General features: G+C 55.3%; 8 protein-coding genes and 1 pseudogene. 5 read left to right on the forward strand and 4 right to left on the reverse strand.

From position 1 onward, the window contains the following. The first annotated feature begins 242 nt into the window (after nt 1-242). The gene (gene rplJ, locus BK816_RS01975) at nt 243-764 is read left to right on the forward strand and encodes a 50S ribosomal protein L10 (RefSeq protein ID WP_071163677.1); all 522 of its coding nucleotides are present in this window, start codon (nt 243-245) and stop codon (nt 762-764) included. Nucleotides 765-831: 67 nt separating this feature from the next. Then, nucleotides 832-1,215, forward strand: coding sequence for a 50S ribosomal protein L7/L12 (rplL, locus tag BK816_RS01980; RefSeq protein WP_071163678.1), 384 nt, complete (start codon nt 832-834; stop codon nt 1,213-1,215). Between the two features lie 412 nt (nt 1,216-1,627). Here rplL and BK816_RS01985 read toward each other — a convergent pair whose 3' ends face one another. Next, nucleotides 1,628-3,358 carry an amino acid ABC transporter ATP-binding/permease protein gene (locus tag BK816_RS01985; RefSeq protein WP_236842361.1) on the reverse strand — a complete coding sequence of 577 codons (1,731 nt, stop codon included), beginning with the start codon at nt 3,356-3,358 and terminating at the stop codon, nt 1,628-1,630. A 5-nt stretch (nt 3,359-3,363) separates the two neighbouring features. Then, nucleotides 3,364-5,199 carry an ABC transporter ATP-binding protein/permease gene (locus BK816_RS01990; RefSeq protein WP_071163680.1) on the reverse strand — a complete coding sequence of 612 codons (1,836 nt, stop codon included), beginning with the start codon at nt 5,197-5,199 and terminating at the stop codon, nt 3,364-3,366. Between the two features lie 323 nt (nt 5,200-5,522). On the opposite strand from BK816_RS01990, the gene rpoB reads away from it, so the two are divergent. Both rpoB and BK816_RS02000 read left to right on the forward strand, forming a co-directional pair. Beyond that, on the forward strand, nt 5,523-9,002 hold the full coding sequence (gene rpoB, locus BK816_RS01995) for a DNA-directed RNA polymerase subunit beta (protein ID WP_071163681.1): 3,480 nt from the start codon (nt 5,523-5,525) through the stop codon (nt 9,000-9,002). A 131-nt stretch (nt 9,003-9,133) separates the two neighbouring features. Beyond that, nucleotides 9,134-12,926, forward strand: a pseudogene (locus BK816_RS02000) (DNA-directed RNA polymerase subunit beta'); the annotation flags it as partial. 390 nt (nt 12,927-13,316) lie between these two features. Here BK816_RS02000 and BK816_RS02005 read toward each other — a convergent pair. Continuing rightward, entirely contained in the window at nt 13,317-14,393 is a 1,077-nt protein-coding gene (locus BK816_RS02005) for a DNA adenine methylase (protein ID WP_071163683.1), read from the reverse strand. A gap of 148 nt (nt 14,394-14,541) precedes the next feature. Continuing rightward, nucleotides 14,542-17,103 (reverse strand): aminopeptidase N, encoded by a 2,562-nt coding sequence (gene pepN, locus BK816_RS02010; protein ID WP_071163684.1) that lies wholly within the window; start codon nt 17,101-17,103, stop codon nt 14,542-14,544. Nucleotides 17,104-17,354: 251 nt separating this feature from the next. On the opposite strand from pepN, the gene BK816_RS02015 reads away from it, so the two are divergent. Further along, nucleotides 17,355-18,977, forward strand: coding sequence for a DUF885 domain-containing protein (locus BK816_RS02015; RefSeq protein WP_071163685.1), 1,623 nt, complete (start codon nt 17,355-17,357; stop codon nt 18,975-18,977). The last annotated feature ends 17 nt before the right edge of the window (nt 18,978-18,994 follow it).

The following is an 18,994-nucleotide window of genomic DNA, read 5'->3' on the forward strand; positions in this document are numbered from 1 at the left end:
GGGGCGGAGAAAACTTTTCTCCGCCCCACTTGTGTTCACTCTCACCCTTGAAAACCTAAACTTGTGCTGACTTGGTACGAAAAGTCTGTTAATCTAGTCGAAGCCAAAGACCGTTGGTCCCCACCACCCGGTGGGATTAAATCTGAAAAGATCCAGCGCAGGTGTGATTAGAGCTTCAAGCCCTGCACGTCTGCGTGTGGGGCTTTTTTGTACGACTAATGGCTACGATCGGAAGGAGGGCCATGGCGAGGCCTGACAAAGTAGCAGCAGTTGCGCAGTTGACGGAACTATTCCGTACTTCTAGCGCCGTTGTGCTCACTGAATACCGCGGTCTGACCGTCGGCCAACTTAAAGAGTTGCGCCGTGCGCTCGGAGACAACGCGACCTACACCGTAGCAAAGAACACCCTTGCCGCGATCGCCGCTAAGGAAGCCGGACTCGACTTCTTGGCCGAGGACCTAACCGGCCCGACCGCTCTCGCGTTCGTCACCGGTGAGCCTGTAGAGGCCGCCAAGGCATTGCGTGACTTTGCTAAGGACAACAAGGCACTAGTCGTTAAGACAGGTGCTATGGACGGCGCCAAGCTAACTGCTGAAGGCGTTAAGAAGCTTGCTGACCTCGAAACCCGCGAAGTGCTATTGGCTAAGGCTGCTGGCGCTATGAAGGGTAAGATGACCCAAGCTGCATACATGTTCCAGGCACCAGCCGTTAAGTTGGTTCGCACTGTGGACGCCCTGCGCGAAAAGCAGGAACAAGCTGCCTGATCCAATCAGGCATCAAACCGATAATCGCTGCTGATCAAGCAGGAAAAAACTAGGAAGGATTGCCAAAATGGCTAAACTCACCAACGAAGAGCTACTCGAAGCTTTCAAGGAAATGACCCTCATCGAACTATCTGACTTCGTCAAGTTGTTCGAAGAAACCTTCGACGTAGAAGCTGCTGCTCCTGCCGCTGTTGCTGTTGCCGCTGGCCCAGCTGCTGCTGCTGAAGACGCTGAAGAAAAGACCGAATTCGACGTTATCCTTGAAGCCGCTGGCGACAAGAAGATCGGCGTCATCAAGGCCGTTCGCGCCTTGACCTCCCTCGGTCTAAAGGAAGCTAAGGACCTCGTTGACGGCGCTCCAAAGCCTGTCCTCGAAGGCGTTAACAAGGAAGAAGCTGAAAAGGCTAAGGCTGCTATCGAAGAAGCCGGCGGTAAGGTCACCCTTAAGTGATTTTACTGAGCTAACTTTAGCTCTCTAAATCTTTCTAACGTTGGGCCCCAACCACTACGGTTGGGGCCCAACGTTTATCTTGTGCCAAAAGCAGATCAAAACTAGAGGGCAAAACCTCTCCGACTTTTCTAAAAACTAACCTAGAACTTAGTGAAGCTATCGGTATCCCACATCGCTCACGCCTCAACCTTTATCGCTATCAAGCAGTTCAGAATCGATTACCCAGCAGGAAGGGAGGGCCAGGGTGCGGTCGATGCATGAATCTCCCGATAATGACGTAGTAGTGCTATCAACGCCAGACCAGATAGAAAGGCCAGTAGTTCCCAGACAAGCCGAAAACTACTGGCCAGGCGTCTACAGACAATCTAATAAACGATCAACTGCCTGCGCTATCTGCCAATCTCGTTACTAATCAGTCAAGACTAACAATGTGGTCTACGCCCACCAGTTCATCCTTCCGGTGAGTGATTTCCAAAATGGTTGCCGTCGGCAGGGCCTGCCGGATAGCCGCGCGCACCTGCAAGGCCGAACTGGTTGGCAAGTGTGCCGTCGCTTCATCCATAATCAGTACCTTCGGCGAAGCCAAAACGGCCCGAGCCAAAGCCAAACGCTGACGCTGGCCGCCCGAGACGTCCTCGCCCTTAGTGCCGACCTTAGTTTCCAAGCCGTGGGGCATTGCTTCGACCTCGGTAGCCAAACCAACCACCTTGAGTACCTGCCAAAGTTCCGCCTCACTGGCATCAGGGGCAACTAAACGCAGGTTTTCTGCAATAGTTCCGGCAAAAAGGTGGGTTCGCTGCGGGACATAAAGCACCTGTTGGCGAAGGTCATCCACATCCACCTCTTTAAGATCTTTCCCACCCACGAGGACGCGACCCGACTGGGGATCATCGTAGCGCACGAACATCTTCGCTAAAGTCGACTTACCGCCGCCCGTGCGCCCCAATAGCGCAGTCCAACTACCCGCAGGCGCTGAAAAATCAACCTGATCTAGTACCTTGGGGGTTTCCTCGGCGTAGGCGAAGGTAACGGCCTCGGCCCGCAAATCAAGATCACCGGCTGGTAAGGTCCCGCTGGCCGAGGACGGCACCGGGGGATTAGACGTCAAAGATCTGAGGCGAGCGGCTGCCGCAAAGGAGTTCTCCAAGAAAGTGGAGAAGTCTTCGACGCCCCGCACAGATTCCCAACCGCGCATGGAACCGGCCAAAATCGCCGCCAAGGCGGCCGCAGGTAAAGCACCGTCGTACACCAAAGGATAAGCCACAAAGGTTAAAACGAAAGCCTGCAAAAGCATCATGCCCAAGGTGACACCGCGGCGAAGCGAAACTTGCAAATGAGTGGACTTCGTGGCGTCATGAACCTCTTCGCGTGCCTTACCAAGTGCCGTGGCGAACTCGGGCCATAAGCCATAAGCGTTAATCTCATTCTTGCCGCCCAGTACGTCGGCACTGATCGTAGCAACCTGTTGGCGAGCTGCCAAAGTCTTAAGCGACCCCTCCTGGGAAGTGCCGCGGCCCAGCACCAAAATCAGGATCAAAGACAAGTAATTCAACGCCACCAGTAAAAAGGCCAATGAGGTACTACCGGTAGTGATCCAAAGAAGCAACGCGGTCAGCCAAGGCAAAACCAAAGCACTCACCGCTGGAGCGAAGGTATGAGCAAAAAAGACCTCAATGCGGTCGATATCGCGAGTCAAGCGAACCAGCAGATCGCCCGCCCGTGATTGCCCCAAAATCGCTGGGGCCTGCGGATACAAACGCACAAAAGCTTCACGCCGCAACAACTCTAAAGCCTTGAAGGCCACAAAGTGACCACAAAACTGCTCCAAATAACGCAAAAACGCTTTTACCACAGCAATGCCAGCCAAGAATGACAGTACGACCCACAAGGGTTGAGCGGCAAAGAACCAAGGGGTCTGCGGGCCGAGGACGCCCGGCCAAGGCGAATCATACGCTGGGGCAGTTATGATGCCCATATCAGACAATTGGGCAACGACCTGCGCCGCAGCGAAAGCTAGCATCACAACACCCAACAACTGGTCGGCAACGCGCGCAGTCGCACTAGCCAACAATGGCAACAGTACTGGGCGAGTCTGCGCGAACATCCAACGGGTCAAATCCCAACGTGAATACTTAGTCTCCATCGTGTTCACTTTCCTTCCTTGGTGCTGCGCTCAGAGTAATAAGAGGAGGGGAGAAGCGGGCTCTCGTCCTCGTTGTGGGGGAGTGGATTGAGACCATGGTCGACAACTTCCCAAACCTGATCGACCCCGGGAAGAAGGCCCGCTCGATGCGTCACCATCACCATGGTGCGATCTGAGATCCCAGCCAGAACATCACGAATTTGTTCTTCAGCCACCAAATCCACCGCGGATGTAGGCTCGTCTAATAGCAAGATCTCGCGGCCCGAAAGTAGTGCCCGTGCCAAAGAAAGTCGCTGTGCCTGACCACCTGAAAGGCCCATGCCCTGTTCGCCGATCTCGGTATCAAGCCCAGATGGGAAGGCCTTTACTTCATCAGCAAGCTGCACCTTTTCCAAGGCGGACCACAGCTCCGCTTCGCTAGCCTGAGGCGCCACCAGCAGCAAGTTCTGCCTAATCGTGGTGGCGAATAGCCAGGTTGTTTGGGCCACCGGAGCGCTAGCCTGACTTAAAGCAAAGGCGGAAGCGCTTTGACTTTGCAAACTAATCTCACCCTCGCTGGGGCTTAATTGGCCGCTAAGCAGTTTCAAGAAAGTAGACTTGCCGGCACCAGATGGCCCAACTACTGCAATCCTCGACTTGGGGGGAACGCTGAAATCAAGTTTGTTCAGTACCGGTCCGCTTTGGGGGTAGGCGAAAGAAACCTGGTGCCCACTAATGCTGGCCGAGGCCGCCCCCGCCGTCTCTCGCGTTTCGCGAGCGTTGCTGGTCACGCTCGGGCCGATACTTGGTTGTTGTCCTTGGCTAAGCTGGCGCAATGCTTGGGCTCCTGCCGTGCCGTGTTGTAGGGTCGCTCCGTCCTCGGCCTGCAACCAGAAACGGTTGAGGCCGCGACCTGCCGCGATGCCGCCCATGGCCACATAGAAGAATGCACCAACCTGGTCCATCGGTTCGAGTAAGAAAATCGAGAGGAAAACAAGCGCTACCGCGTGGGTAGCGCTGAGATGACCGCCGGAGTAACGCCAGATTGCCAAGCCGGTAGCCCCCGCGACCATAAATAGGGAGAAGCTCAGATCAACCACGAACAGCACCAGCTGGTTGCCGGCCAATAGGCGCATAATCGCTTGACGGTTGCGTTCGCCGCGCTCGGCCAGCTGCTGCGCGACCCGCGCACTCGCCGCCAAATACTGTAGGGTCTCCATGCCCTTGATTGCGTCCAAATAAGCCCCGGCAAGGTTATTGCGTTCTTTCCGAGAGGCGCTAGAAACCTTGCGCATGACCTTGAGGAAACCGCCCACCAGCAGCGGAATTAGCGGGATTGCGAGCGCCAAAATCAGACCAGACAACCAGTCATAGCGCACCAACACCCACAAAACCACCAGCAAAGGAATCGCCAGAGCTGAGAAAATCTGCGGCAAGAAAGTCTGTCGATACAAGGTGTAGCGTTCCAGCCCGTCCGTGAGCAGGTTCAAGGTGGCGCCTTCGCGTTCTTCCTCGTCTTGCCTCCCGAGGTCGTTGGTAGCTAAAGAGCCGCCGGTAAGAGCACGGCCAAGTTCTACTTCTAGCTTGGTGGCGCTGCGATATGAGATCCACATGCGGAGCACTTGACCGCCCGCGGCTAGCAAGGTGGCAAGGACCGCCGGTACCAGCAGATCACCAGAGAGCTGTTGCCCGTTTGCGAGGCGGACAACCCAATCGGCTAACTGTTCTAAAGCCCAAATAGTGCCAACCACACTTATAAGGCCAGCCAGGACCGCCCAACGACGTTCCTTGGGGCCAACTTGACTTAGCTGTTTAAGAGAATCTTTCGCTCTCTTACCTGCTTTGGCACGCTTAAACGGCATCTGTCTTCCTTCTTAATTGATAGGTGAGGATAACCTATGTTAAATCCTTTTTTGGATTTACGTAACTTCAAGCTTGCGTTATTACAGTTAATGGGCGATAATCGGACGATTTGAGAAAAATTGTGCGATAAGTTTCTAACCATGCAAAACGCCTGCAAAGTTTGTTTTCCTCTGCTACGATTAATAGTTGCGCCTCCATGTCCGAGGTGAGTTGTATCCGGCGACTCTAAATAGCGCAAGTCGTCGGCCCTGCAACATCAGATAGGGGCTGTTGGCGCGTGCGCGCACAAATCGCTAGCAGGGAAGGAAACCCTTTGACTGCAATGAGTCAATCTGCCGCTATTTTGCCTTCGGGCCGCTTGTCATTCGCCAAGCTTCGTGAGCCCCTCTCCGCCCCCAACCTCTTGGACGTTCAGATTCAGTCCTTCGAATGGTTGCTGGGCCTTGATAACTGGAAAGCCCGCGTCGAAGCATCCAAGCAGGATGGTTCGGTCAACGCCGTTCCAGACATCTCCGGTTTGCAGGAAATCTTCGACGAAATCTCTCCGATTGAAGACTTTGCCCAGACCATGTCCTTGTCGTTCTCAGACTTCACCTTGGAAGCACCTAAGCTCACCGCCGACGAGTGCCGCCTAAAGGACAAGACCTACGCCGCCCCACTGTACGTGACGGCCGAATTTAACAACTACAACACTGGCGAAATCAAGGGCCAGACCGTCTTCATGGGCGACTTCCCCTTGATGACCGAACGCGGTACCTTCATTATTAACGGTACCGAACGTGTGGTCGTTTCCCAGCTGGTTCGTTCCCCAGGCGTTTACTTCGAACGCGGTGCGGATCGTTCCTCCGATAAGGAAGTTTTCTCCACCAAGGTCATCCCTTCGCGTGGTGCTTGGCTCGAGCTCGAAATCGACAAGCGTGACACCGTCACCGTTCGTGTCGACCGCAAGCGTAAGCAGCCAATCAGCCACTTCTTATTGGCCATCGGCATGACCATGAGTGAAATCCAAGAAGAATTCAAGGATTTCCCAGTCTTGCTAGCCGGTCTCGAAGGTGACAACATTCAGGACACTGATTCCGCCCTCGTCGATCTTTACAAGAAGTTGCGCCCAGGTGAACCTGCCTCCGTCGAGGCCGGCCGCACCCTACTAAACAACTTCTACTTCAACCCTAAGCGCTATGACTTGGCTAAGGTGGGTCGCTTCAAGATCAACACCAAGCTCGGTCTCGGGGCTGAACTATCCGAAAACACTCTTCGTCGCGAAGACATCATCACCACTGTGAAGTACCTCTTGGCTCTCCACAAGGGCGACGAGTTCTTGCACGTAGACGTTGACGGTCAGGATCACGACGTTCGCGTTGAATCCGACGATATCGACCACTTCGGTAACCGTCGTATTCGCGCCGTTGGTGAACTCATCCAGGGTCAGGTTCGTACCGGTTTCGCTCGCATGGAACGCGTTGTACGTGAACGTATGACCACCCAGGAAGCTGAAGCCATTACCCCACAGTCCCTGATCAACATCCGCCCAGTAGTGGCCTCCATCAAGGAATTCTTCGGTACCTCGCAGCTCTCGCAGTTCATGGACCAGAACAACCCCTTGGCTGGTATCACTCACAAGCGTCGTCTTTCCGCCCTCGGTCCTGGTGGTCTTTCCCGTGACCGTGCCGGCATGGAAGTCCGAGACGTGCACCCCACCCACTACGGCCGTATGTGCCCGATTGAAACCCCTGAAGGTCCAAACATTGGTTTGATTGGTTCGCTCGCTACCTTCGCGCGCATCAACCCCTTCGGTTTCGTCGAAACCCCATACCGTGTGGTTAAGAACGGTCAGGTTACTGACGAAGTTCACTACCTCACCGCGACCCAGGAAGATCGCAAGGTCATCGCGCAGGCTTCGGCTGCTCTTGACGAGGCCGGCAAGTTCGTGGAAGACCAGGTTCTTTGCCGTTTGGCCGGTTCCGACCCAGCCCTCTTCCCAGCTGACGAAGTAGATTACATGGACGTTTCGGCCCGCCAGATGGTGTCGGTTGCAACCGCCATGATTCCATTCCTCGAACACGACGACGCTAACCGCGCGTTGATGGGCGCTAACATGCAGCGTCAGGCCGTGCCGTTGTTGGTACCGGAAGCACCACTTGTTGGTACCGGTATGGAACAGCGTGCCGCCGTTGACGCTGGTGACGTGATCGTTGCTCACCGCGCTGGTGTCGTTCAGGAAGTTTGCGCCGACTTCGTGGTCATCATGACTGACGAGGGCGAACGCGACTACTACTACATGGAGAAGTTCCAGCGTTCGAACCAGGGCAACTGCACCAACCACCATGTGGTCGTTGACGAAGGTCAGCGTATCGAGGTTGGCCAGGTCATCGCCGATGGCCCAGCAACCGACGGTGGCGAACTCGCCCTCGGCAAGAACCTGCTCGTGGCCTTCATGCCATGGGAAGGCTTGAACTACGAAGATGCGATTATTTTGTCGCAGCGCGTAGTACAGGACGACGTGCTGACCTCCATCCACATTGAAGAACACGAAATTGACGCTCGTGAAACCAAGCTCGGTGACGAAGAAATCACCCGCGACATCCCGAATGTTTCGGAAGAAGCTCTCTCTCACCTAGACGAACGCGGCATTATCCGCATCGGTGCTGAAGTTTCCGCTGGCGACATTCTCGTTGGTAAGGTCACCCCGAAGGGTGAAACCGAACTCAACTCGGAAGAACGCCTTTTGCGCGCCATCTTCGGTGAAAAGGCTCGCGAAGTTCGCGACACCTCCTTGCGTGTGCCACACGGTGAATCCGGTATCGTCATCGGCATTCACGAGCACGAGGACGGCGACGACTTGGCCCCAGGTGTCAAGCAACGTGTCCGCGTCTTCATCGCCCAGCGCCGTAAGATCACCGTTGGTGACAAGATGGCAGGTCGTCACGGTAACAAGGGTGTTGTTTCCAAGGTATTGCCAGTCGAAGACATGCCATTCTTGGAAGACGGTACCCCAGTCGACATCATCTTGAACCCACTGGGTGTGCCTGGTCGTATGAACGTCGGTCAGGTCCTCGAACTTCACTTGGGTTGGATTGCCGCTCAGGGTTGGGACGTAACCGAAGCGATGAAGGCTGCCGAAGAGTGGACCAAGCGTCTACCTAAGGAAGCTGCCACCGCCGAGCCACGCACCCGCGTAGCCACCCCGGTATTCGACGGTGTCCGCGACGACGAACTCTTGGGCATGCTCGCCCACACCAAGCCAAACCGTGACGGCCAGCGAATGGTCGCTCCTAACGGTAAGGCTCGTTTGTTCGACGGTCGTAGCGGTGAACCTTACCCGTACCCGATTTCGGTCGGCTACATGTACATGTTGAAGTTGCACCACTTGGTCGACGACAAGATTCACGCTCGTTCCACTGGTCCTTACTCGATGATTACCCAGCAGCCGTTGGGTGGTAAGGCTCAGTTCGGTGGTCAGCGTTTCGGTGAAATGGAAGTTTGGGCGCTGGAAGCTTACGGCGCCGCTTACGCCCTCCAGGAACTGCTAACCATCAAGTCCGACGACATTACCGGTCGTGTGAAGGTCTACGAGGCGATTGTTAAGGGCGAGGACATTCCTGAGCCTGGCATCCCAGAATCCTTCCGCGTTTTGATCCAGGAAATGCGTTCCTTGTGCTTGAACGTAGAAGCCTTGGACTTCGACGGTAACGTGATTGAACTGAAAGACGAAGACGAGGATGGCCAGCGAGCCACCGAAGAGCTCGGCATCAACCTTGGTGCCCGCCCCGGTGGTGCAGCCAACTCCGTCGACGAGATCTAGTCCGCAGCTGGGTGGGAATTAAGGGATTCCCCATTCCCACCCAGCCAGCGCCGAAAACAACAAGCAGCGAGTTGCTTTCGGTCCGAGACAACCATTCCGCTGACCAGGTGCGTACTATCTGAGGAGTAACCTTGCTCGACGCCAACGTCTTCGACAAACTACACATTGGTCTGGCTACATCAACCGACATCCAGGCCTGGTCCCACGGGGAAGTTAAGAAACCCGAGACCATCAACTACCGTACTCTCAAGCCCGAGAAGGACGGCCTATTCTGCGAACGTATTTTCGGTCCAACCCGCGACTGGGAATGTGCTTGTGGTAAGTACAAGCGTGTCCGTTACAAGGGCATCGTCTGTGAACGCTGTGGAGTGGAAGTAACCCGCTCCAAGGTTCGCCGTGAACGCATGGGCCACATTAAGTTGGCTGCCCCTGTCACCCACATTTGGTACTTCAAGGGCGTCCCTTCCCGTTTGGGCTACCTACTCAACTTGGCTCCTAAGGACCTCGAAAAGGTCATTTACTTCGCCGCCTACATGATCACTGATGTGGACGCCGAAGGCCGAGCTGAAGATCTGCCTAACTTGCAGAAGGAACTCGAACTCGAATTTAAGAACATTGATTCGCAGCGCGATCAGGCCATCGAAGAGCGTGCTATCGCCCTCGAAAAGGATTTGGTCGAGGTCGATCCAGAAGCTAAGTCCGCAGCCAAGGATCGCGACAAGCTCCAGAAGGCCGCTGAACGCGACATGGCTGATATTCGCCACCAGTACGATGAAGAAAAAGAATTCATCAACCAGGTGTGGGAAAAATTCAAGAGCCTCAAGGTCGGTGACCTCGAAGGTTCTGACGCGGTCTTCCGCGAAATGCAGATGCGTTACGGCATCTACTTTGAAGGCTCGAAGGGTGCCGCCGCTGTTAAGCGTCGCCTAGAAAACTTCGACCTCGAAGCAGAGGCTAAGGAACTACGCCAGATTATCGAATCCGGCACTGGCCAGCGTCGCACTCGCGCACTCAAGCGCCTCAAGGTGGTTAACGCTTTCCTCTCCACCGGTACTTCGCCAGTGGGTATGGTGCTTGACTACGTTCCAGTGATCCCACCGGACTTGCGCCCAATGGTGCAGCTCGATGGTGGCCGTTTCGCGACCTCGGACCTCAACGACCTTTACCGTCGCGTTATCAACCGTAACAACCGTTTGAAGCGACTTTTGGAACTTAACGCTCCAGAAATCATCGTGGACAACGAAAAGCGCATGCTCCAGGAATCGGTTGACGCCTTGTTCGACAATGGTCGTCGTGGCCGTCCGGTTACCGGTCCTTCCAACCGCCCACTCAAGTCCATCTCGGACATGCTTAAGGGTAAGCAGGGTCGTTTCCGTCAGAACCTCCTCGGTAAGCGCGTGGACTACTCCGGTCGTTCCGTTATCGTGGTTGGTCCTCAGCTCAAGTTGCACCAGTGTGGTCTGCCTAAGCAGATGGCACTCGAACTCTTCAAGCCTTTCGTCATGAAGCGTCTGGAAGAGCGCAAGCTCGCCCAGAACGTCAAGGCAGCAAAGCGCATGGTTGAACGCCAGAAGAATGCTGTGTGGGACGTCCTCGATGAGGTCATTCGTGAGCACCCAGTATTGCTAAACCGTGCACCTACCTTGCACCGTCTTGGTATTCAGGCCTTCGAACCACAGCTAGTTGAAGGTAAGGCTATTCAGCTGCACCCACTAGTTTGTACTGCATTCAACGCGGACTTCGACGGTGACCAAATGGCGGTTCACTTGCCACTTGGTGCCGAAGCTCAGGCTGAAGCACGTATCTTGATGCTGTCCTCGAACAACATTTTGAAGCCTTCCGATGGTCGCCCAGTGACCATCCCGGCACAGGATATGGTTATTGGTCTGTTCCACTTGACCTCCAACCCAGATCCTGAGGTTGAGGTTGCTAAGGACAATGAAGGCAACGAAATCGTGCCACGCTACTCCTCGGTAGCTGAAGCCATCATGGCTTACGATGCGGGCCTACTTCACCTTAACGCCAAGTGCTTGATCCACTTCGATTCCCTCGTGCCACCGCGCGACTGGGAAGCCCCCGAAGGCTGGACCGAGGGCGATCCGGTGGACTTGGAGACCTCCTTGGGTCGTACCTTGTTCAACGACGCTTTGCCGGTCGAATACCCCTTCGTTAACCACGAAGTGACCAAGAAGCAGCTAGGTAAGATCGTTAACGACTTGGCCGAGCGTTACCCGAAGGCTTTGGTTGCTGCCTCCCTCGATGCTTTGAAGCAAGCTGGTTACGACTGGGCACCTAAGTCCGGTATTACCATCGCCTTCACCGACATTGTGGGCCCAGCTGACAAGCCTGAGATCCTCGCTAAGTACGAAGAGCGCGCTGCCAAGACTCAGGACGACTTCGAACTTGGTGCTATCCAGGAAGAAGAACGTTACGTCGACTTGGTCAACATTTGGACTGAAGCTACCGACGAAGTTGCTGCCGCGATGCGCGCCAACTTCCCTGAGCGCAACACCGTTTACCGTATGGTTTACTCGGGCGCTCGTGGTAACTGGGATCAGATCCGTCAGATCGCCGGTATGCGTGGTTTGGTGTCTGACCCGAAGCAGAAGCTGATTGAACGTCCGATTAAGTCGAACTACCGTGAAGGCTTGTCCGTTCTCGAATACTTCATCGCGACCCACGGTGCCCGTAAGGGTCTAGCCGATACCGCGTTGCGTACCGCTGACTCGGGTTACTTGACCCGTCGTCTAGTAGACGTTTCGCAGGACGTCATTATTCGCGAAGAAGACTGTGGCACTCGCCGTGGTCTGAACATGCCAATCGGTGAAGAAAAGGACGGCACTGTAGTCGAACTCGACATCGTCGAGACCACTGCTTACGCCCGTACCTTGGCTAAGGATGTCACTGACGCTGAAGGCAACCTGGTGGCTCACGCTGGCCAGGATGTTGGCGACGTTTTGATTGAAAAGCTAATCGCCGCTGGCGTCACCAACATTCAGGTTCGCTCCGTCCTTACCTGTGAATCTGCTGTCGGTTGCTGTGCCGCATGTTACGGCCGCTCCTTGGCTACCGGTAAGCGCGTTGATATCGGCGAAGCCGTCGGTATTATTGCTGCTCAGTCGATTGGTGAACCTGGTACCCAGCTAACCATGCGTACCTTCCACACTGGTGGTGTCGCTTCGGCTGCGGATATTACCCAGGGTCTACCTCGTGTTCAGGAACTCTTCGAAGCCCGTACTCCTAAGGGTGAAGCTGAGATTGCTGAGGCTTCCGGCCGCATCAAGATTGACGATGACGATCCGGCAGCACGCCGCGTAATCATCGTTCGCGATGACGGCGAAGAAGACTTGGTTGTCGAGGTTTCGCGTCGTCAGGAACTATTGGTCGGCGAAGGCGTTCACGTTGAGGCTGGTGCTCAGCTAACTGAGGGTCGCATTGACCCGAAGAAGTTGCTCCGCATCAAGGGCCAGAACGAAACCCAGCGCCAGTTGGTGGCTGAAGTTCAGGAAGTTTACCGCTCCCAGGGTGTAGACATTCACTCCAAGCACATTGAAGTGATTGTTCGCCAGATGCTTCGCCGCGTAACCGTGATCGATTCGGGTGACACCAACTTGCTACCAGGCGAATTGGTTGATCAGGCCGCTTACAAGCGCGAAAATAAGCGCGTGATGGCGGAAGGCCGTAAGCCTGCTTCGGCCCGTCCGGAACTCATGGGTATCACCAAGGCCTCCTTGGCTACCGATTCTTGGTTGTCGGCTGCTTCCTTCCAGGAAACCACTAAGGTCCTCACCGAGGCCGCCATGACCGGCAAGTCCGACCCATTGGTCGGCTTGAAGGAAAACGTCATCCTCGGTAAGTTGATCCCGGCTGGTACCGGTTTGCAGCGTTACCAGGAAGTCATCGTTGAACCTACCCAGGAAGCGATGGACGAGATCGGTTTGACCCGCGCTGACATCGAACCAGCCCCAGTGATGGATGAAGATTCCTTCCTCGCTGGCTTGGACTTCGGTGCTGCTTTCTCGGACGGTTTCTAAACCGTAGTGAACTAACGCAAGCATAAAGGCGGGCGGTAAACACACAATCGTGTTTACCGCCCGCCTTTGCTATCTCCTCAGGCCCGTAGCAACCGCTCTAAGCGCAAAGTAGCACCGGATCGTGGGCCACTAGGGATCGAGGTACTTTCGCCGCGCTGGGCAGGATTAGGGGCGCACAACTGTGAAATTTGAATTGTGCTTGCCGCCTCGCCGTTAGATATGGCTGCTAAGGCCGCGTTCTAGGACTCAGCCAAAAGGCGACCTAGTCAATGCTTTGCGCCTAGAGGGTGTTGGCGTTGGCTCCTACGATTGGCCCGAGGGCGTTGCGCATGCGCTCAAGGATGGGGCCTTGTCCGTTGAGGATAATGTATTCGAGGTTTTCGGTTTTGCCGACGGTCCCGACTTTTTCTCCGCTGGGGGAGTGGATGCCGATTTTGGCTCCGACGTGCCGGCGGAATTTGAAGGGGATGGCAATGGTGCTGCCCCCGCGGGCATCGCACATGGCGATGAGCTCTTCTAGGGGCACGAATCCTTCGTTGTTGAAGGAAAGAATCAGGGTGCGGGCTTTTAGCTGTTTGACGACCTCGGCGAGGGCCAGCGGCATTTGGTTCTTTTTATTGAACACGCTTTTGGTTTCGTCGTCTTTCGCGTCGACTCGTTTACAGGCGACGCCGTAGTACTCAGGGTGGTCCCAGCGCACTAGGGTTTCCCAAATGTGGTAGTTGGTGTAGTAGCGGTGCTGGTTGTAGGGCGGATCGAGGTAGGCCAAATCTACTGGTGGTAGTTCTTGGATTTTTTCGAGGGCGTCACCGCGGATGGCTTTGCCGGTTCCTGGGGTTAGTTCGGGGACTCGTAGTTCGAGGTCTTTGAGTGCGCGTGGGGCCCACTGTTTAAGATAGGCCATTTGTAGCCCCACGGTTGAATCGACTCGGTCGGCTGCTTCGAGGAGGGAAGTGAGCAGAATGGCCCGTAGTTGGCCGTGCGGGAAGTTGGCTTCGATGTAGTCGCGAATGGCGTCGATCCGGGCACCGTTTTTGGGGTGGAAGTAGCGGGCTTTTTCGCAGAATACTTCGGTGAAGTAGCCGGGCGTTGGTGCCAGTTGGTTCAGTTTGGCAATGATGGTGCGAATTTGGTCGAGGTCGATTTTGGTGCAGTCAGCTTCGACATAGCACTGGGAGAGGATTTCGGAGTATGAGGCGGTGTCAATTGTGTACGTGAAAGCGCCCGTGCGGCAGAGACTTTGCGCCACGCGGGTGGTGCCAGTGAAAACGTCGACGGCGCTCACTGGTTTGATGGATTCAAACATTGCTTGCAAACTTGGGATGAGCAAGCGTTTTGATCCCAAGTATTTAATCACTACAGATTCCTTTCCCCATCTGCAAAAGAAATCATAGCAACGTTGAAAATTTTTGGGGCATTGGAAAGCGGGTGGGAGACTGCTTTGTAACAGTTCCCACCCGCTGGCGACGTGTTAGGCCTTTTGGCCGCTAGCTTTAACTAGCAGGTCACTTGACGGCCTGTACTCGTTCGGAACGCTCGAGGGCGTCGAGGCGTTCGGAGACAACGCGGCGCAAACCAGCCTGAGTGTTGGACTCAGGGTTGGCTTCCAACCAAGTCTTGGCGGCGGTGACGACTGCATCCTGGCCTTCGAATTCACCTGGTAGCGGTGGGAAGAGAAGGATGGCGATGGTCTGTGCCGAGTGGAAGGAGTTGTCCTTCCACATTTGCTTGATGTTTTCGAAGTAACGCTTCACTAGTGGGCGGTACATTTCGGGTTCGAGGGAGGACTGTGCCCATAGACCCTGCATCATGGCGATGCGGGTGTCGTTAGCAATGTCTTCGGTCATGCAACGGTCGAATACCTCGATCTTGTGGTCGGTGCCCGGCTTGGAAGCGCGGGCGCGAGCGGCACGCTGCGAACCGGTGAGGGTTGGGTCTTCCTTTTCCATGGCAACGATGGTTTCTTCGTCAGCCTTGCGGTTGGCCACTAGGGTGTCGAGAGCCAACCACTTGAGTTCGACGTCCATTTCTAGGCCTTCGAGGCTGGTCTTGCCTTCGTAAAGGTCAGCAACCCAGGCAAGCTGTTCGTCAGTGGTGGCGAAAGCGAAAGCGATCTGGGTGATCTGGCGCTGCAGGTCGGAGCCTGGCTCGGCAGCCTGGGCCAACTTGGCGAGCTCGCCACCGGCCAAAGCGTACAGCTCTGGGCGGTCAGCTGGGGCGACGTAAGAGTTCAGTGCGACACTGAGGTTACGTAGCACAAGGCTGGTGAGCATGGAGTTGGTTTCGACTGGAAGTTCGCGTAGTGCCAACTGGACGAACTTGGCAGCGGCCCATTCGGCGTCGCGGGTCATGTCCCAAGCAGAAGCCATGATGATGCCACGAGGAAGTGGCTGGGTGAACTTGTCAATGTTCTGGCTGGCAGCTTCCAAGGAGGCTTCGTCTAGACGCACCTTGGTGTAGGTGAGATCGTCATCGTTGAGCAAGAATACGTCTGGGCGTGGCTTGCCAACGAGTTCTGGGATTTCGGTGCGTTCGCCGTCGACGTCAAGTTCGACGTGGAAGACGCGTTCCATCTCGGTGCCGGCTTCGTTGAGGGTGTAGCCACCAACAGCCATGCGGTGAGGACGGAGCGAAGCGCCTGCGTTGAAGGATTCCTGCAGAATAGCAACCTTGGTCATGTTGCCATCGGCATCGGTTTCGATTTCGCTGCGCATGAGGTTAACGCCTGCTTCTTCCAACCAGACCTTGGCCCAAGCGGAAAGATCGCGACCGGAAGCTTCTTCCAACTTGGAAAGGAGGTCGTTAAGGACGGTGTTGCCCCAAGCATTGGCTTCGAAGTACTTGCGCAAGCCTTCAGTGAAAGCGTCACGACCAACGTAGGAAGCGAGCTGGCGGAGCACAGCAGCACCCTTAGCGTAGGTAATGCCATCGAAGTTGGTTTCCACATCTTCGAGGTCGCGAATGTTAGCGACGATCGGGTGGGTGGTGGGGAGCTGATCCTGGCCCATACCCCAGTCCTTGCGGAGCATGAAGCCGGTCCAAGCATCTTCCCAACGGGTAGCTTCGGTCAGGGCTAGGTGAGACATGTATTCGGCGAAGGACTCGTTGAGCCAGAGGTCGTTCCACCAGTTCATGGTGACGAGGTCACCGAACCACATGTGGGCGAGTTCGTGCAAGATGGTGTTGGCACGGCCTTCAATCTGAGCCTCGGTGGGCTTAACACGCCAGAGGTATTCGTCGCGGAAGGTTACGCAGCCAGCATTTTCCATGGCGCCAGCGTTGTATTCTGGGACGAAAATCTGGTCGTACTTGCTGAACGGGTAGGGGTGACCGTACTCGGCCTCGAAGAACTTGAAGCCACGACGGGTGATGTCCATGATTTCGTCAGCGTCGAGGTATTCCTCAAGGGAAGGACGGCAGTAAACGCCTAGCGGGATGGTGCGGCCATCAGCGGAGGTGAGTTCACCGGTCTTGCCGACGTATGGGCCGGCCACAATGGCGGTGATGTAGGTGGAGATCTTCTCGCAAGGAGCGAACTCGAAAACGGCCTTGTCGCCCTCGAAACGTGGCTCGGGAGTGGCGGAGTTCGAGAAGACGGTCCAGTGCTTCGGGGTGGTGACAGTGAACTGGAAGGTAGCCTTCAAGTTTGGCTGTTCGAAAGTGGCGTAGACGCGACGAGCATCAGGTACCTCGAACTGGCTGTAGGTGTAGGCTTCGCCGTCCACTGGGTCCACGAAGCGGTGCAAACCTTCACCAGTGTGCATGTAGCGGCAGTCGGCTTTCACGGTTACCGTGTTTTCGTCGGCTAGTTCAGGCAAAGCGATCCGGTCATCGGCCCATACCTGGTCGACGTCTAGGGCCTGGCCATTGAGCTCAACACTGTGAACGTTTTCAGCAACGAGGTCGAGGAAGGTGCTGGCCCCAGCCTTAGCAGTAAAGTTAATGGTGGTTTCGGACCCAAAGAGGGTATCCCCTTGAGTTAGGTCCAAAGCCGCTTGATAGTTTTTAACGGTAACAAGTTCCGCGCGCTCCATAGCTTCTTCGCGGGTGAGGTTCTTTCCAGGCATTTTGCCCCTTTCAAATAGCTTATGCTTTACCCTCCATTTTGACACGCGACCTTACTTGCCGAGGGCGCATCCCGTCTGTTTTCGCCACTGGCACAAGTGTGATTTAGCCCGAAACTAATGTTGCTGGGGCAGGTGTTTATCGCCTCTCAAAGAGATTAAGTCACGCATAGATTTAACGATGAGAGATTAAGTCCAAACTGCTTTAATCGCATTCGATTGAAAGCGGGTGAAAGTGCCCCTAGACTAAGCACATGAATATTGATCAAATTGCTGAAGATTTTGTGGAAAAACTGGTGGAGCAATCGCCTGAGTTGGCTACTGGTTTAGGGGTTGATTTAGGCCAAGATCGCTGGTCAGATTATTCGCCTGAGGGGGTCGAAGCTGACCATGAACTTCATCAAAAAACCTTAGCTGCGATTGAAAGCGTTCCCTTAAATTCGGCCTCAGATCAAGTTTGTTACGCCGCCATGAAAGATCGCCTAGGTGTCCAAAACGATCAATATCAGCTCGGTGAACCATGGCGAAATTTGAACAATATTTCTTGCCCGATTCAGGACGTACGCGACACCATGGCCCAGATGGACCTGACTACGACAGAGGGTAAAGCTAACCTGGCGGCTCGTCTTTCTCGCATGTCCGAGGCCTTTACCGGTTACGCCCAAACCCTCAAAGTGGGCGTGGAAAAAGGTCTCACCCCAGCATTACGCCAAGTTCAGGCGGGGATCAATCAGCTTGAGGCGCTCAGCGCCCAAACTTCACTACTTGATACTTACGCCGAGGCGTCCTCGGCCACCCAAGAAACCCTGACAGCAGCAAAAGCCGCCTGCCAGGAATTAGCTGACTTCCTCAAACGCGAGGTAGCCCCACACGCCCAAACAGAAGATGGGGTAGGAGCCGAACGCTACCAGGTCGCCTCGCACAAATGGGTTGGTCACCAGATCGACCTAGACGAAACCTATGAATGGGGCCAGGCAGAACTCGCTCGAATTATCGCCGAGCAAGAAGCTGTCGCCGCCGAACTATACGGGCCAGGCACCAGCGTCGAGGAAGCGATCGAACGCCTAAATGCCGACCCTAAATACCAGCTAAAAGGTGTAGACAACCTGCAAGAATGGATGCAGCAAACCGCCGATGACGTCATCAGCAAAATGGATGGCGTCCACTTCGACATCCCAGCCGAAATCAAAGAAATCGAATGCTGTATTGATAAAGCGGGCACCGGCGGCATCTACTACACCGGTCCCTCGGAAGACTTCAGCCGCCCCGGCCGCATGTGGTGGTCCGTACCCGCCGGCGAAGACACCTTTGTGACTTGGCAAGAACTTACTACCGTCTACCACGAAGGCGTCCCCGGACACCACCTCCAAATCGGGCAGCAAATGGTCGAGGCCGGGCGGCTAAACCGCTGGCGACGACAACTGTGCTTCAACTCCGGCCACGCCGAAGGATGGGCGCTCTACTCTGAACGACTTATGGATGAACTTGGCTTCTTCCCTGACCAGGGCTACCGCATGGGCTTGCTCGACGGGCAACGCCTACGTGCTGCCCGCGTCGTCCTCGACATTGGCGTCCACACCGGCAAAATGCGCCCAGATGGCCAAGGCAAATGGGACGGAGAATACGCTTGGGAATTCATGAAACAAAACGTGGCCATGGCCCCGGGCTTCCTCCGCTTTGAAGTTGACCGCTACCTTGGCTGGCCCGGACAAGCCCCCTCCTACAAGGTTGGGCAGCGCCTGTGGGAAAACTTGCGCGATGAGTACTTGTCCCAAGGACTCGGGGATCTCAAAGACTTCCACCGAGTAGCGCTACGCGAAGGTACCTTGCCGATGCAAGTCCTCGCCGACGTCGTTCTTGGAAAAAACGCCAAGTAGATAAAAACTTAGCAGGT

This window comes from Boudabousia tangfeifanii (assembly GCF_001856685.1).
Classification (GTDB): Bacteria; Actinomycetota; Actinomycetes; order Actinomycetales; family Actinomycetaceae; genus Boudabousia; species Boudabousia tangfeifanii.

Bases quoted from the DNA above. Each gene is read 5' to 3' on its own strand.
- rpoB (WP_071163681.1), top strand. From the start codon at position 5,523: ATGAGTCAATCTGCCGCTATTTTGCCTTCGGGCCGCTTGTCATTCGCC.
- BK816_RS01985 (WP_236842361.1), bottom strand. From the start codon at position 3,358: ATGGAGACTAAGTATTCACGTTGGGATTTGACCCGTTGGATGTTCGCG.
- BK816_RS02015 (WP_071163685.1), top strand. From the start codon at position 17,355: ATGAATATTGATCAAATTGCTGAAGATTTTGTGGAAAAACTGGTGGAG.
- rplJ (WP_071163677.1), top strand. From the start codon at position 243: ATGGCGAGGCCTGACAAAGTAGCAGCAGTTGCGCAGTTGACGGAACTA.
- pepN (WP_071163684.1), bottom strand. From the start codon at position 17,103: ATGCCTGGAAAGAACCTCACCCGCGAAGAAGCTATGGAGCGCGCGGAA.
- BK816_RS01990 (WP_071163680.1), bottom strand. From the start codon at position 5,199: ATGCCGTTTAAGCGTGCCAAAGCAGGTAAGAGAGCGAAAGATTCTCTT.
- rplL (WP_071163678.1), top strand. From the start codon at position 832: ATGGCTAAACTCACCAACGAAGAGCTACTCGAAGCTTTCAAGGAAATG.